The organism is Bacillus massilinigeriensis, assembly GCF_900117315.1.
Taxonomy (GTDB): domain Bacteria; phylum Bacillota; class Bacilli; order Bacillales; family Cytobacillaceae; genus Bacillus_BE; species Bacillus_BE massilionigeriensis.
The window spans coordinates 2,727,212-2,741,808 of the sequence record NZ_LT630337.1 but is presented as its reverse complement, the minus strand read 5'-3'; the positions used below and the strand labels follow the sequence as shown (position 1 = coordinate 2,741,808).

Here is a 14,597-nt window from a genome sequence, read left to right as displayed (position 1 = left end):
TTTGACTCATATTTTAATATAAGTCAAGTTGTCAATTTAATTTCATCGCAACGAATAAAATTCAATATTTTTGTTTAGTAATGAAGATAAGATTCTTTATTTTATCGAGTTTTTTGGGAGGAGGTGAAAGGCATGAACAAGACAGAACTTATTAACGCAGTTGCTGAAGCTAGTGAATTATCAAAGAAAGATGCTACTAAAGCAGTTGATGCTGTATTCGAGTCCATTTTAAATGCTTTAAAAGATGGTGACAAAGTTCAATTAATCGGTTTTGGTAACTTTGAGGTACGTGAGCGCGCTGCACGTAAAGGTCGCAATCCTCAAACTGGGGAAGAAATTGAAATTGCTGCTAGCAAAGTTCCTGCTTTTAAACCAGGTAAAGCACTTAAAGATGCAGTAAAATAATTATTACATAAAACTTTAAGTTTTAACAAAAGGCTGCGATAATTCGCAGCCTTTTTGTGTGTTTAAAAAACAAATCACCATTTTTGCTAGGATTGAAATGGTTGTGCTAATATTAAACATGTCAGGTAGGAATCATCTTAGGAGGAAGGTAAATGGGAAATGTCAATCGTGCCCAAATTGAAGAGGCGGTACGTTTAATATTAGAAGCAATCGGGGAAGACCCAAATCGCGAAGGTCTATTGGATACACCAAAGAGAGTAGCAAAAATGTACGAAGAGGTATTTAGCGGTCTAAATCAGGATCCAAAGGAATATTTTGAAACAATATTCGGAGAGGATCATGAAGAATTAGTTTTAGTCAAGGATATTCCGTTTTATTCCATGTGTGAGCATCATTTAGTCCCTTTCTTTGGCAAGGCACATGTAGCATATATTCCGAGAAATGGTAGAGTAACAGGTTTAAGTAAGCTTGCAAGAGCGGTTGAGGCAGTCGCAAGAAGACCACAGCTTCAAGAACGTATTACATCGTCCATTGCTGATGCGATTATGGAACAACTTGAGCCCCATGGGGTAATGGTAGTCGTGGAAGCTGAACACATGTGTATGACCATGCGTGGGGTTAAGAAACCCGGCTCCAAAACAGTTACCTCGGCAGTAAGAGGTAATTTAGTGAGTGATTCCACAGCTAGAGCGGAAATATTAACGTTAATTAAATAATAAAAGTAAATAAAAGGCTGAAAGAACCTTTTCTTTGAGCCTTTTATTTAGAGGTTGTACCGGCTTTCGAGTTTAACTGAGCTAATTGAAAAGCCTTTCAAAAAAAAGTGTGTGGGGTGATATAATGGATAAAAAGTCGAATTTAACAGGAGAATACATTGTAATAAAGGCAATGGAAGATGGAGTAAATGTCATTGGTTTAACCCGTGGTTCAGATACAAGATTTCATCACTCAGAAAAATTAGATAAAGGTGAAGTAATGGTTGCCCAATTCACTGAACATACTTCCGCCATCAAAATAAGAGGGAATGCTCAAATAATCACTTCCCATGGTGAAGTGGAAAGTGATTCAAAAAAATAATGAATAAAAATGATAATTTTTTTATTTATATAATCACGACCATCTAGTTTGCTTTTATGATATAATTGTCAAGTCTGTGTTTGTGTCATTAATATATAAAAAGATTTAATCTTTTTATATGCTGAATATTTGGTTTTATTTGATTCAAGATTACATAATGAGAATTTAGGGGAAACAAGGGTGATGACTTTGCAAATTCAAGAGACATTTAATCACGTAAAAAAGCAAATTGAGAGAAAAGTACTAAATCCCTATTTGCTTCACTATATAACGTCACCTACTATTGACCAACATAAGCTGCTTATACTGACCTCTATACTAAAAAAAATTGGTCTAACAAAAAGTCAATTAGAAGCGTGTGCAGTAACAACCATGCTTATTCAAATTGCCCTTGATACCCATGATACAGTAAAAACAGAAGAGGATAAGGAACACAAAAGTCTCCAACTTACTGTCCTAGCTGGCGATTTTTATAGTGGCCTCTATTACAAAATTTTAGCTAATCATAATGATATAGAAATGATTCGAGTTCTTGCTGAGGGGATAAAGGATGTTAACGAACAAAAGATAAATCTATATCAAAAAGATTTTCACCATATTGATGAATTGATGGATTGTGTTAAAAAGATTGAGTCTGCCTTGTTTACAAAGATAATAAATTTCTTTCATTGTCAATCTTGGAACCCATTTGTACAAAACTTCCTTCTTCTCAATAGGTTATTAATGGAGAGAAGAACGTATCTTCAATATGGAACCTCAATCATTTTTGATGGTATCAATAAGTTATTTTTGTCCACTAGTGGAAAAGCTTTTACAAAAGGTTCAAATGGTAAACAAAATTCTAATATAATCGTTTTTGATCATTATATTGAAAAGTTGGCTGAAATGATTGAAAGTGAAGCTAATAAGATTCCATTTATTAATGATTTTCTTAGGCAAAGTATACATTCTTTATTAAATGAAAATAAACAATTGGCTAGAACGTTTGTGGAAGAAGGGTAAAAGATGCAGCATTCAAAGGAAGAACGTGTCCATCATGTCTTTGAAAATATTTCGGATAATTATGATAAGATGAATTCTGTCATTAGCTTTAAACAGCATCTTAGATGGCGGAAGGATACCATGAATCGAATGAATGTCCAAAAAGGGAAAGTTGCCCTAGATGTTTGTTGCGGAACAGCTGATTGGACGATTGCCTTAGCGAATGAAGTGGGTCCGACAGGAAAAGTAGTGGGCTTAGATTTTAGCAAAAATATGCTAAAGGTCGGGGAAGAAAAAGTTAAAAGCATGCATTTAGATCAAGTATCATTAATACACGGAAATGCTATGGAGCTTCCGTTTGAAGATGAAACATTTGATTATGTGACAATTGGATTTGGATTAAGAAATGTTCCAGATTATCTGCAAGTATTAAAAGAGATGCATCGTGTTCTAAAGCCAACAGGAGTCGCTGTATGCTTAGAAACATCCCAGCCAACCTTATTTGGTTATAAGCAGCTATTCTATTTTTATTTTCGGTTCATCATGCCTTTATTTGGAAAGCTATTTGCAAAAAGCTATAAAGAGTATTCTTGGTTACAAGAATCTGCCCGTGATTTTCCTAATATGAAAGAACTGGCAAAATTATTTAAACAGGCTGGCTTTAAAGAGGTCACCTATAAACCTTACAGCGGTGGAGCAGCTGCAGTCCATTTTGGACGGAAATAGGAAAAAGTAGGCATTTTTTCTAAAACAAATAGTCAGGAATCCATTATAACGTACGTAATGTAAAGGATTTTTTTAATCAGGGTGAAGTCATATGAAATTACAAATGATGTTATCATTTTTAAATCAAGATATAAATATAATTGAAAAATCACTCGAAGAAACGATTCATGCTGAGTCGCCAATTCTACATCAAGCATCCTTGCAATTATTACAAGCGGGCGGGAAAAGAATTCGCCCTATTTTTGTATTACTATCTGGAAAATTTGGCCAGTATGATATTAATAAGATTAAGAATGTTGCTGTTGCACTTGAACTGATTCATATGGCTTCCCTTGTTCATGATGATGTTATTGATGATGCAGAACTTAGACGTGGCAGACCTACTATTAATACCAAGTGGGATAATAAAGTGGCTATGTATACGGGAGATTATATTTTTGCAAGAGCGGTAGAATTAATGACAGAAATTAAGAATCCCGACGCACATAAAATATTGTCAAATACAATGGTTGAGTTAACGATTGGCGAGATTGAGCAAATAAAAGATAAATACAGATTTGATCAGAATATTAGAGATTACTTTAGAAGAATAAAACGTAAAACGGCTCTTCTTATTGCTGCTAGCTGTAGATTAGGAGCGATAGCGGCTGATGTGGATGAGAGGGTTCAGAAGAAATTATTTCAGTTTGGATATTATGTCGGCATGAGCTATCAAATTATTGATGATATTCTTGATTTTACAGGAACAGAAAAAGAGTTAGGGAAACCTGCTGGTGGAGACTTATTACAAGGGAATATTACCCTGCCTGTTCTATATGCAATGGAGGATCCCATTCTTCGAGAGGAGATATGTAAGGTTCATGAAAACACTTCTCGAAGTGAGATGGATCGTATCATCTCTTTGATTAAACAGTCTGATGTGATTGAAAAGTCAATGGCTGTTAGTGATCATTATTTAAATAAGGCTTTAAGAATAGTTGAAGAACTCCCACAAAACAAAGCAAAACGTGCACTAAGGGATATTGCGAATTTTATCGGCAAGCGAAAATTTTAGGATATTGCTAAATTTTCTAAACAATGATAATATTTTCGTGGACTGTTAATGAAATACAATCCATATACATAGTGTCATTAGGAGTGGGATAAATGGAAAAAACTTTTTTAATGGTAAAACCAGATGGGGTACAACGCAATCTAATTGGTGAAATTGTTGCACGATTTGAAAAGAAAGGCTTTCGTCTTGTTGGTGCTAAATTAATGAGCATCTCCAATGAATTAGCAGAGCAACATTATGGCGAGCATAAAGAACGTCCCTTCTTTGGCGAATTAGTAGACTTTATTACTTCAGGTCCAGTGTTTGCAATGGTTTGGGAAGGGGAAAATGTTATTGCAACAGCACGCCTAATGATGGGTTCTACCAATCCAAAGGACGCAGCACCAGGAACCATTCGTGGAGATTACGCTGCAACCGTTGGAAAAAATGTCATTCATGGTTCAGACTCACCAGAAAGTGCTGAAAGAGAAATCAACTTATTCTTTCAACAAGAAGAATTAGTCGACTACTCAAAACTTATTAGTGAGTGGGTTTACTAAAGAAATTGAAAAATACTTGTACACTTGTACAAGTATTTTTTTGTAAACGGATACGCCGATACTTGAAAAAAGAGAATGACAAATTTTTGAAACAAAAATAAAAAACGGTACGAGATTCCATTAATTCGATATAATTGACATAATGCATATCAAACTAGAGGAGAAGTAATACAAATGGCTGATGATTATCAACTATTTATCAATAACATAAAGAAGAAAACAGGAATTGATTTATCTCAATATAAAGAAGCACAAATGAAACGAAGATTAACCTCTTTATACGAAAAAAAGGGATTTCGTTCATTTCAAGACTTTTTTAATGAAATCAGTAAGGACAAGGAGCTACTAAATGAGTTTTTAGACCGCATGACGATCAATGTTTCGGAATTTTATCGAAATGCGAAAAGATGGGAGGTGCTCGAGAAGAAAATTCTCCCAAGGCTACTTGAAAAAAATAAGCGCTTAAAAATATGGAGCGCAGCATGTTCAACCGGTGAAGAACCGTATACTATTGCCATGATTTTAAGTAAATTTTTACCTATTTCACAAATTGAAATACTAGCAACAGATATTGATGAAAATGTTTTATGTCGTGCAAAAAAGGCCATATATCCAGAACGTTCTTTAAATGAAGTCCCAATGGATATAAAGAGAAAATATTTTCTTCAGGATGGGAGCTTTTATAAGGTTACAGAAGATATTAAGAAAGCCGTCACCTTTAAAAAGCAAAACCTCCTTTCAGATTCCTTTGGTGGTCCGTTTGATCTCATAGTATGTCGAAATGTATTAATCTATTTTACAGAAGAGGCAAAAGATGGGTTGTATAAAAAGTTCAGTTCAGCTCTGAAGCCTGGAGGAATCTTTTTTGTAGGCAGTACTGAGCAAATTTTTAATCCGGGATTATATCAATTTGAAACAGAAGATACCTTTTTTTATCGCAAAATATAATCCTAGAAAGAGCCGAATGAGGCTCTTTTTTCTTTCAATGAGTCTTCGTTGTTTGTAAAAATATATTTACTTCCTTAGTTGGTCGTTAATCCATAACATGATAAAATGGCAACAATCAACTATAAAAGCTTCTGGGAAGGATTCGAATTTTCAATCTTTACTATTTTTATTTTATTTCATATGATATATTGATACATAATCCTTTAATAGGTTGAAGGGGGAAAGAGTTTTGCGATATTTAACAGCCGGTGAGTCCCATGGACCCCAGTTAACAACAATTATAGAAGGTCTTCCTGCTGGGATGCCATTAACAACTGAAGATATTAATACGGAACTATTAAGAAGACAAAAAGGGCATGGTAGAGGCCGAAGAATGCAAATTGAAAAAGATTTGGTTCAAATGACAGGTGGAATTCGACATGGATATACATTAGGTTCCCCTGTTTCACTAATAGTTCAAAATAATGATTGGAAGCACTGGACGAAAATTATGGGTCAGGATCCTATTAATTCAGATGAAGAAGAGGAAATAAAGCGGAAGATTACTAGACCTCGACCTGGACATGCTGATTTGAATGGGGCAATGAAGTATGGACATCGAGATATGAGAAACGTCTTGGAGAGATCTTCAGCCAGAGAAACAACCGTACGAGTGGCTGCTGGTGCTGTAGCCAAAAAGCTTTTAGCATTATTAGGGATACAGGTTGCTTCACATGTAGTAGAAATCGGGGGGGTTCAGTCAAAGGTACATACATACAACTCTCTAAAAGAGGTGCAGGAAATAACTGAAGCCTCCCCTGTCCGTTGTTTAGATAAGGAAGCAGAACAAGAAATGATGAAGGCGATTGATGACGCAAAGAATAATGGTGATTCAATCGGAGGCATTGTTGAAGTGATTGTGGAGGGCATGCCTGCTGGAGTTGGCAGCTATGTTCACTATGATCGAAAGCTAGATGCAAAGATTGCTGGGGCCATAGTCAGTATAAACGCATTTAAAGGAGTAGAATTTGGCATTGGGTTTGAAGCTGCTCGAAAACCCGGCAGTGAGGTTCATGATGAAATTATTTGGGAGAAGGAAGTAGGCTATTCTAGAAAAACTAATCGTTTAGGAGGCTTTGAAGGTGGAATGACCACTGGAATGCCGATTATTGTCAGAGGAGTTATGAAACCAATCCCAACATTATATAAGCCACTTCAAAGCGTAGATATCGAAACGAAGGAACCTTTTGCAGCAAGTATTGAGAGATCAGATAGCTGTGCTGTTCCAGCTGCTGCAGTGGTAGCGGAGAGTGTTGTTGCTTGGGAATTAGCTTCAGCTCTCGTTGAACAATTTTATTCCGATAGATTCGAAACTTTAAAGCAAACCATTGATCAACAACGTCAATATGCGAGGGAATTTTGATGAATACTTTTACCATTCATACACAATCAAAGCAATATCCAACGATAATCGATCATGGAGCTAGTGATAAATTAGCTCCTTTTCTTAAAAAGAATTTTCCAAGTGTAACCAAATTACTGATCATAACTGACGAAAATATAGCAAAATTACATCTATCGACTTTTGAAGAAAAAATGGCCGACTTTGATTCTGTTATCTCTTATGTTGTTCCTAGTGGTGAAAAGGCAAAAACATTTGACATCTATTATCAACTATTGACCTTCGCCCTAGAACAGAAATTAGATCGAAAGTCGATGATACTTTCCCTTGGTGGGGGGGCTGTTGGTGATGTCAGTGGCTTTGTAGCAGGAACTTTTATGCGAGGTATACCTTTCATTCAAATTCCAACGACAATCCTTGCTCATGATAGCGCTGTTGGTGGCAAGGTGGCCATTAATCATCCATTAGGAAAGAATTTGATAGGAGTGTTTCACCAACCTGAGGCTGTTATTTACGACTTAGACTTCCTAGAGTCCTTGCCGTTAGTTGAAAAGAGGTCAGGCTTTGCAGAGGTAGTCAAAGAAGCCCTTATTAATGATGAAGAATTTTACGATTGGTTACTCACTCATATCGATTCATTGGAAACACTATCATCTGAGCATTTATCCTATTTTCTTTCTCAAGGAATGAAAATCAAAGGGTCTATTGTCTCAGAAGACGAAAAAGAAACTGGAGTTCGCGCCTACCTTAACTTAGGACATACTCTGGGTCATGCCATTGAAGCAGAACTTGGATATGGCCGTATTACTCATGGGGAAGCAGTGGCGATTGGGATGATATTTGCCATTCAATTAAGCCGTGATCTCCTAGATTTTTCATTTCATACAAAAGAGTTAGTGGATTGGTTGAATAAATTGGGCTTTATGACTGATTTGCCAGAGCAATTGGATTCCCAAAGGCTATTGAACAGAATGAAATTAGATAAAAAATCGATTGGGCAAAAGGTCCGTTTTGTCCTGTTAGAAAAAATCGGTGTTCCAAAGATTGAAGAAATTGAGGACACCCTACTTTTGAAAAAGCTTGAGGAATTTCAAGCAAAGGGGGTTAGTAAATGATTAGAGGTATTAGAGGCGCAACAACGGTTACGGAGAATTCAGAACAGGAGATTGTGCATGCGACTGAAAAACTTATCAAGGAAATGATTGAAAAAAATAAAATAGAACCAGATAATGTAGCATCCGTATTCATTTCAGTAACGGAGGATATTACAGCAGCTTTTCCAGCGAAAGCCATTCGATCGCTTGAAGGCTGGACCTACGTACCAGTCATGTGCATGCGTGAGATCCCTGTTGAAGCTTCACTAAAACAATGTATTCGCATTATGGCTCATGTAAATACCTTTCAAACTCAAAAAGAAATACAACATGTGTACCAAGAGGGTGCAATGGGCTTACGGCCTGATTTAAAACTAGAAAATGAATAAAAGATTCGCCGATTTTTGATAGGTATGGTAAAATAAAAATACTTTAGCGCTTTAAATTGATATCGAATAAGCTCTGTAATGAGGTGGAAAATCAAATGAGATGGAAAGAACAATTATTAACCTTAACTCCATACCAGCCAGGAAAAACAATTGGAGAGGTCAAGCGACAATATGGATTAAAGGAAATAACAAAGCTTGCTTCAAATGAGAACCCGTTTGGATGTTCGAAAAAAGTTAAAGAAGTATTAATGAATGCAGGGGATTTTGAAAAATATCCAGATGGATATGCGACAGATATTCGTTCGGATTTAGCTGAATTTTTACATGTGAATCCTAATCAATTGATTTTTGGCTGCGGATCGGATGAAATTATTTCAATGATTTCAAGAGCTCTACTCGACCCGAAATATAACACAGTAATGGCTTCTCCAACCTTTTCTCAATATAAGCATAATGCGATTATCGATGGTGCAGGGGAGATTAGAGAAATTCCATTAATTAATGGTGAACATGATTTAGATAAAATGTTGGATGCTATAGATGATAGAACAAATGTGGTTTGGCTCTGTAGCCCAAATAATCCAACAGGAACCTATATCCCTGAAGAAAGACTTATTTCATTTTTAAACAAGGTACCTAAAACGACTTTGGTGGTACTTGATGAGGCTTACTATGAGTATGTCGTCGCAGACGATTACTATAACTCCATTGATTTAATTGATGTGTTTGAAAATTTAATTGTTTTAAGAACCTTCTCAAAAATTTATGGCTTAGCCAGCTTCCGAGTTGGCTACGGTGTAAGTAATCCTGAGGTAATCCTATCATTAGAACCTGCAAGGGGGCCTTTTAACACCAATACACTAGGTCAAATGGTTGCAGCTCAAGCTATAAAGGATCAAGATTTTGTTGAGTTTTGTAGAAAAACAAATCGAGAAGGACTTCAGCAATTTTATGATTTTTGTGAGGAAAACGGATTGAAATACTACCCTTCACAAGCTAATTTCATATTAATTGATTTTAATAGGCAAGGAAATGAAGTGTTTCAATATTTGTTAGAAAGAGGCTATATCGTTCGTTCTGGGAATGCATTAGGCTTCCCAACTGCCGTAAGAATTACCGTCGGATCGAAGGAACAAAATGATGGTTTGTTAAACATGTTAAAGGAATATTTATCACATATTAAGGCGCTTTCTTAAAGTTGCTATGTAAAAATAAAGTGGGTGTTTTCCCTTGAAGGGTCGAGTTTTTGTCATAGGGTTAGGTTTAATCGGAGGTTCTATTGCTCTTTGCATTAAGAAGGAGCATAAGGAATCTGTTGTTATAGGATATGATATTAATAGTGAACAATGTAAGCTTGGAAAAATGTTGGGCGTCATTGATACGATTGCACAAACCATTGAAGAAGGGGCTAAAGAGGCCGACATAATTATTATTTCAACACCCGTGAATGAGGCTGTAAAAATACTCGATCTTCTTTGTTCCATTCCTTTAAAGAAGGATGTAATTGTTACTGATGCGGGAAGTACAAAGACGGAAATTGTCAAAGCATCGAAATGTTTAAAGGATAAAGGGGTTACTTTTATTGGCGGGCACCCAATGGCTGGTTCGCATAAAAGTGGTGTGAGCGCTGCAAAATCAATCTTATTTGAGAATGCGTTTTATTTATTAACACCTGAAGTAGATATTCAGCCTTCAAAGGTTGAGCTTTTAAAGAATTGGTTAATAGGGACTAATGCAAAATTTTTAATCTTATCACCTGAGGAGCACGATTATTTGACCGGGGTAATCAGTCATTTTCCTCATGTGATTGCCGCATCCCTTGTACACCAAGCAGAACAAACTAGTCAGGATAAAAAGCTTGTTTCTAGACTTGCAGCCGGAGGGTTTCGCGACATAACAAGAATTGCCTCTAGTAGTCCTGCCATGTGGAAGGATATACTTCTACATAATAAGAGTGTACTACTAGACCTGTTAGAAAAATGGCAGCAAGAGATGGAAAAAATCACTTGTATGCTCGAGGCTGAGAATGAGGATGCGATTTTTCAATACTTTAACCAGGCAAAACAATTTCGCGATGAATTACCACAAAAGGAAAAAGGCGCAATTCCAGCCTTTTATGATTTATTCGTAGATATTCCCGATTACCCAGGGATTATCTCAGAAATAACAGGCTTCCTAGCAAAAGAAAAAATAAGTATCGTAAACATACGTATTCTTGAGACGAGAGAAGATATTATTGGTGCCCTTGTTATCAGCTTCCAAACCGAAGAGGATCGCATGAGGGCTGATCAATGCATTAGGCACTATTCCAATTATGAAACCTCTATGGAGCCATAACTTCTTATAGACAACTCGTGGAAAATACTTTTAGAGGGGGATTCGTGTGGAAAGAAAAGAACTTATTTCAAATATTAATAAATTAACTGGAGTAATCTCTGTTCCTGGTGATAAATCAATCTCCCATCGCTCTATCATGTTCGGAGCAATCGCTCATGGGAAAACAACCGTAAGCAATTTCCTTTTGGGGGATGATTGTTTAAGTACCATTTCCTGCTTTCGTAAGCTCGGGGTTAAGATTATTCAAAACGATAGTGAAGTCACCATTGAGGGGAAGGGTTTAGAAGGTTTAACAGAACCAATAGAGGTATTAGATGTTGGGAATTCGGGGACAACCATCCGATTAATGCTAGGTATTTTATCTGGAAGGCCATTTTTTTCTAGTCTTGTAGGAGATCATTCAATAGGAAAGAGACCTATGACAAGGGTGACAAAACCTTTAAGGGAAATGGGAGCCTTGATTGATGGCAGACAGGAAGGGAAATTCACACCATTATCAGTTCGTGGGGGTGAATTAAAGGGGATTGAATACCAATTGCCAGTTGCAAGTGCCCAGGTTAAGTCTTCTTTATTATTTGCCGGTCTACAGGCCAGAGGAAAGACCACCATCATTGAGCCTGCAAAAACAAGGGATCACACGGAACGGATGATTAAGAAATTTGGCGGAGAGATAAAGGTCGAGGGAAAAATAGTAGAGCTAGATGGTGGGCAAACTCTTACAGGTACACATATTAATGTTCCTGGAGATATTTCTTCAGCAGCCTTTTTTCTAGTCGCAGGGGCTATTGTGCCAAACAGTGAAATTACCTTGTTGAACGTTGGCCTCAATCCTACACGGACTGGTATTATGGATGTACTTGAGGCAATGGGTGCAGATTTTTCTGTGAAAATAAATAAGAATGAAATTTTTGAGCCTTGTGGAGACATAACGATTCGTTCCTCCCAATTGAAGGGTACGGTCATTGAAGGAGATTTAATTCCTCGGTTAATAGATGAAATACCGGTCATTGCACTTCTTGCAACCCAAGCAGAAGGAACAACCATAATCAAGGATGCCGAAGAATTAAAGGTCAAGGAAACCAACCGAATTGATACGGTAGTGAATGAACTTACTAAGCTTGGAGTTAATATCGAGGCTACTAGTGATGGAATGATTATTTATGGCAATCAATCACTATCTGGCGGTGAGGTGTCAAGCCATGGGGATCATCGAATCGGCATGATGCTAGCAGTTGCTTCCCTTATTAGTAAAGAAACGGTCTATCTTGAAAACAAAGAAGCAATCTCTGTATCTTACCCAAACTTCTTCGACCATCTTAACAGCCTACTGTAAGGTGCGCGGCACCACATAAATATCTAGAATCAATTTTTGAAACTAGATATATTGATGTGGTGCTTGGTTCCTTTATTTTCATTATAAGGAATAATTTTTGTTTTTTTTCATAGCTTGTCATAAGACCGAATGGGAGTGGTTTTATGACTTATATCATTGAAAATGTAAATCTCTTAAAAAGCAATAGTCTTGAAAAGACTTCTTTACTCATTAAAAATGAAAAAATTGCAGCTATAAGACCAGACTTTAATAGATACACATATATGAAAATGAATGCCGAATCATTTATCATGACTCCTCCTCATATTACTTTAGACACTCAAATTCCACTTGACGAATCCTTTCCTTTCATGAAAAACTATTTTATTAAGGAAATGATTCAAAATGGGTGTACCACGTTTTTAACCTACTTCAAAGTAGATCATGAATACTTATTTGAGTCTTGCTACAAAGAGATGAAAATAAAGCTTCTAAATAGCCCTATTGATTATATCCTTGGTATTAAGATACCCCAGAGATTATTAACTCCAACCTTAATCAGAAAATGTAAAAAAATGAAAATCCCTGTGATCTTTGTTGAAATAAAAAATATAGAAGATTTAAGGAAAACTCCGTGGGGTTGGATTAAAGAGGCCTTGTTCCCATATAATTGTCCCTTAGCTCCAATTTTTATTGATATGAATAGTAGAGAGAAGCAACAAGCGAAAACCATATGGGTGGAAATCTTAAAGAAAGAGAGGATTCCGGGGATTTTTGATGAGTTGATGGAAAAGCTCCCGATTCAACTAGATATCTTAAAAAAGATTGGTATCTATCCATTAAAGTCATTTCTGAATCAGGGCGGAGAGGTAAGCTATAATTTTTATAAAAATGCCCGTGAAGTCAGAAAGATTGAAGAATTGGAGTTATTTCTTTATCATAAACATAGATTGATTATTACTGTTCATAAAGGAACAATTATTAGATCAGGGGAAGAGGTTTTGTTTCGCCCAGGATTTGGAGAACATGTTACCATTAAAACCCCTTCAATCTTCAATACGGATTAGTAGAAAGGAATTGTTATGGACCGGATAAATAAAATTATTTCATTGATAGAAAATGGTCAGCATCAGGAGGCTCTGAAAAAATATGAGCAGATTCTACAGGTTGGATCAAATGACGAAAAATTTGTTTTAGCTGAGGAGCTATTTCACTATGGTTTTTTAGAGGAAGCAAGGTCATTATTTGAACGGTTGCTAGAATCTTATCCTGAGGAAGGGGAATTAATCGTTCTTTTAGCTGAAACTTACATAGAATTAGGTGATGAGGATAAAGCAATTGGAATCCTAGATGGAATCAAGAAAAATGACCCAAGCTATCCTGAGGCCCTTTTATTATTAGCAGACCTTTATCAAATGGAAGGACTATATGAGGTAAGTGAACAAAAACTACTTGAGGCAAAAGAAATTGTTAAGGATGACGTCATTATCGATTTTGCACTTGGTGAGCTTTACTCTGAACAAGGGAAGTTTTTAGAGGCTATTCATTCTTATCAAAAGGTGCTGCAGGCCAAAAGTGAAATTGCTGGTGTCAATGTTAATCAGAGATTAGGGGAAGCCTATAGTGCAGGTGGAGCCTTTGAAGAAGCTTTACCATATTTTGAAAGGGCAATAGAAGAAAAATTGGAAATTAACACCTTGTTCAGCTATGCATTTACCGCATTACAAGCTGGTTACAATAAAACAGCGATTGAAAAATTCGAGGAGCTTAAGGTTTTAGACCCAGAGTATCATTCTCTTTATCTATATTTAGCGAAGGCGTACGAACGGGAAGAGGAATTAGCCTCAAGCTTTGAGGCAATAAAAGAAGGAATCAGGCAGGATGAATTTAATAAGGATTTGTTCTTTTATGGTGGGAAAATTGCATTAAAGCTAGGGAATGAAGTACAGGCAGAAAAGATGTTCAGGGAAGCCCTTGCACTAGATCCTGAATTTATTGAAGCTGCTATAACATTAAATAAACTATTGCTCAGCCAGGAAAGATTTGAGGATGTCATTGAAATAGTGGATGAAATGAATAAAAACGGGGAAGGAGAGCCTCAGCTTCTTTGGGACGCGGCAATATCATATCAAAACATGGAACAATATTCACAGTCATTAAACAAATACCGTCTTGCATATACTTATTTTAAGAACCAACCAGAGTTTTTAAAAGATTTCGGTTATTTTTTAATTGAAGAAGGAGAAAGACATGAGGCTGCCGAAATCTTTAAGAAACTACTTCAATTAGATTCTAGCAATGAGGAATATCTAGATATTCTACAAAGAATTTCAGATGACTTTAATTAAAAAAGT

16 protein-coding genes are annotated in these 14,597 nt (G+C 36.3%); all 16 read left to right on the top strand.

Annotated elements, in window-relative coordinates; all coding sequences use genetic code 11:
• Positions 1-132: 132 nt before the first annotated feature.
• The 16 genes from BQ6100_RS13645 (at position 133) to BQ6100_RS13570 (ending at position 14,591) form a co-directional block, all read left to right on the top strand.
• Positions 133-405 (top strand): HU family DNA-binding protein, encoded by a 273-nt coding sequence (locus BQ6100_RS13645; protein ID WP_075982137.1) that lies wholly within the window; start codon positions 133-135, stop codon positions 403-405.
• 152 nt (positions 406-557) lie between these two features.
• Positions 558-1,121 carry a GTP cyclohydrolase I FolE gene (gene folE, locus BQ6100_RS13640; RefSeq protein ID WP_075982136.1) on the top strand — a complete coding sequence of 188 codons (564 nt, stop codon included), beginning with the start codon at positions 558-560 and terminating at the stop codon, positions 1,119-1,121.
• A gap of 124 nt (positions 1,122-1,245) precedes the next feature.
• Positions 1,246-1,482 carry a trp RNA-binding attenuation protein MtrB gene (gene mtrB / locus BQ6100_RS13635; RefSeq protein WP_075982135.1) on the top strand — a complete coding sequence of 79 codons (237 nt, stop codon included), beginning with the start codon at positions 1,246-1,248 and terminating at the stop codon, positions 1,480-1,482.
• A gap of 183 nt (positions 1,483-1,665) precedes the next feature.
• The gene (locus BQ6100_RS13630) at positions 1,666-2,484 is read left to right on the top strand and encodes a heptaprenyl diphosphate synthase component 1 (RefSeq protein WP_075982134.1); all 819 of its coding nucleotides are present in this window, start codon (positions 1,666-1,668) and stop codon (positions 2,482-2,484) included.
• Between the two features lie 3 nt (positions 2,485-2,487).
• On the top strand, positions 2,488-3,189 hold the full coding sequence (locus BQ6100_RS13625) for a demethylmenaquinone methyltransferase (protein ID WP_075982133.1): 702 nt from the start codon (positions 2,488-2,490) through the stop codon (positions 3,187-3,189).
• Between the two features lie 91 nt (positions 3,190-3,280).
• On the top strand, positions 3,281-4,243 hold the full coding sequence (gene hepT, locus BQ6100_RS13620; protein ID WP_075982132.1) for a heptaprenyl diphosphate synthase component II: 963 nt from the start codon (positions 3,281-3,283) through the stop codon (positions 4,241-4,243).
• A gap of 92 nt (positions 4,244-4,335) precedes the next feature.
• Positions 4,336-4,782 (top strand): nucleoside-diphosphate kinase, encoded by a 447-nt coding sequence (gene ndk, locus BQ6100_RS13615; protein ID WP_075982131.1) that lies wholly within the window; start codon positions 4,336-4,338, stop codon positions 4,780-4,782.
• Positions 4,783-4,956: 174 nt separating this feature from the next.
• Positions 4,957-5,730 (top strand): CheR family methyltransferase, encoded by a 774-nt coding sequence (locus tag BQ6100_RS13610; RefSeq protein ID WP_075982130.1) that lies wholly within the window; start codon positions 4,957-4,959, stop codon positions 5,728-5,730.
• 229 nt (positions 5,731-5,959) lie between these two features.
• The gene (aroC, locus tag BQ6100_RS13605; RefSeq protein WP_075982129.1) at positions 5,960-7,132 is read left to right on the top strand and encodes a chorismate synthase; all 1,173 of its coding nucleotides are present in this window, start codon (positions 5,960-5,962) and stop codon (positions 7,130-7,132) included.
• Positions 7,132-8,226: a 3-dehydroquinate synthase gene (gene aroB, locus BQ6100_RS13600; protein WP_075982128.1), complete on the top strand. Its 1,095-nt coding sequence runs from the start codon at positions 7,132-7,134 to the stop codon at positions 8,224-8,226. The genes aroC and aroB overlap by 1 nt, the downstream gene beginning before the upstream one ends.
• Entirely contained in the window at positions 8,223-8,594 is a 372-nt protein-coding gene (gene aroH, locus BQ6100_RS13595) for a chorismate mutase (RefSeq protein ID WP_075982127.1), read from the top strand. Before aroB ends, aroH begins: the two co-directional genes overlap by 4 nt.
• A gap of 95 nt (positions 8,595-8,689) precedes the next feature.
• Positions 8,690-9,790 carry a histidinol-phosphate transaminase gene (hisC, locus tag BQ6100_RS13590; protein WP_075982126.1) on the top strand — a complete coding sequence of 367 codons (1,101 nt, stop codon included), beginning with the start codon at positions 8,690-8,692 and terminating at the stop codon, positions 9,788-9,790.
• Between the two features lie 34 nt (positions 9,791-9,824).
• A complete protein-coding gene (locus tag BQ6100_RS13585; RefSeq protein ID WP_075982125.1) occupies positions 9,825-10,931 on the top strand; it encodes a prephenate dehydrogenase in 1,107 nt (368 codons plus the stop codon).
• Between the two features lie 46 nt (positions 10,932-10,977).
• A complete protein-coding gene (aroA, locus tag BQ6100_RS13580) occupies positions 10,978-12,264 on the top strand; it encodes a 3-phosphoshikimate 1-carboxyvinyltransferase (RefSeq protein WP_075982124.1) in 1,287 nt (428 codons plus the stop codon).
• A 143-nt stretch (positions 12,265-12,407) separates the two neighbouring features.
• On the top strand, positions 12,408-13,310 hold the full coding sequence (locus tag BQ6100_RS13575; protein WP_075982123.1) for a hypothetical protein: 903 nt from the start codon (positions 12,408-12,410) through the stop codon (positions 13,308-13,310).
• Positions 13,311-13,325: 15 nt separating this feature from the next.
• Positions 13,326-14,591: a tetratricopeptide repeat protein gene (locus tag BQ6100_RS13570; protein ID WP_075982122.1), complete on the top strand. Its 1,266-nt coding sequence runs from the start codon at positions 13,326-13,328 to the stop codon at positions 14,589-14,591.
• Positions 14,592-14,597 lie beyond the last annotated feature (6 nt).

Excerpts from the sequence above, each read along its gene's own strand:
- ndk (WP_075982131.1), top strand. The coding sequence starts at position 4,336 with ATGGAAAAAACTTTTTTAATGGTAAAACCAGATGGGGTACAACGCAAT.
- BQ6100_RS13630 (WP_075982134.1), top strand. The coding sequence starts at position 1,666 with ATGACTTTGCAAATTCAAGAGACATTTAATCACGTAAAAAAGCAAATT.
- aroB (WP_075982128.1), top strand. The coding sequence starts at position 7,132 with ATGAATACTTTTACCATTCATACACAATCAAAGCAATATCCAACGATA.
- BQ6100_RS13610 (WP_075982130.1), top strand. The coding sequence starts at position 4,957 with ATGGCTGATGATTATCAACTATTTATCAATAACATAAAGAAGAAAACA.
- BQ6100_RS13645 (WP_075982137.1), top strand. The coding sequence starts at position 133 with ATGAACAAGACAGAACTTATTAACGCAGTTGCTGAAGCTAGTGAATTA.
- BQ6100_RS13570 (WP_075982122.1), top strand. The coding sequence starts at position 13,326 with ATGGACCGGATAAATAAAATTATTTCATTGATAGAAAATGGTCAGCAT.
- hepT (WP_075982132.1), top strand. The coding sequence starts at position 3,281 with ATGAAATTACAAATGATGTTATCATTTTTAAATCAAGATATAAATATA.
- BQ6100_RS13625 (WP_075982133.1), top strand. The coding sequence starts at position 2,488 with ATGCAGCATTCAAAGGAAGAACGTGTCCATCATGTCTTTGAAAATATT.
- hisC (WP_075982126.1), top strand. The coding sequence starts at position 8,690 with ATGAGATGGAAAGAACAATTATTAACCTTAACTCCATACCAGCCAGGA.
- mtrB (WP_075982135.1), top strand. The coding sequence starts at position 1,246 with ATGGATAAAAAGTCGAATTTAACAGGAGAATACATTGTAATAAAGGCA.
- BQ6100_RS13575 (WP_075982123.1), top strand. The coding sequence starts at position 12,408 with ATGACTTATATCATTGAAAATGTAAATCTCTTAAAAAGCAATAGTCTT.
- folE (WP_075982136.1), top strand. The coding sequence starts at position 558 with ATGGGAAATGTCAATCGTGCCCAAATTGAAGAGGCGGTACGTTTAATA.
- aroH (WP_075982127.1), top strand. The coding sequence starts at position 8,223 with ATGATTAGAGGTATTAGAGGCGCAACAACGGTTACGGAGAATTCAGAA.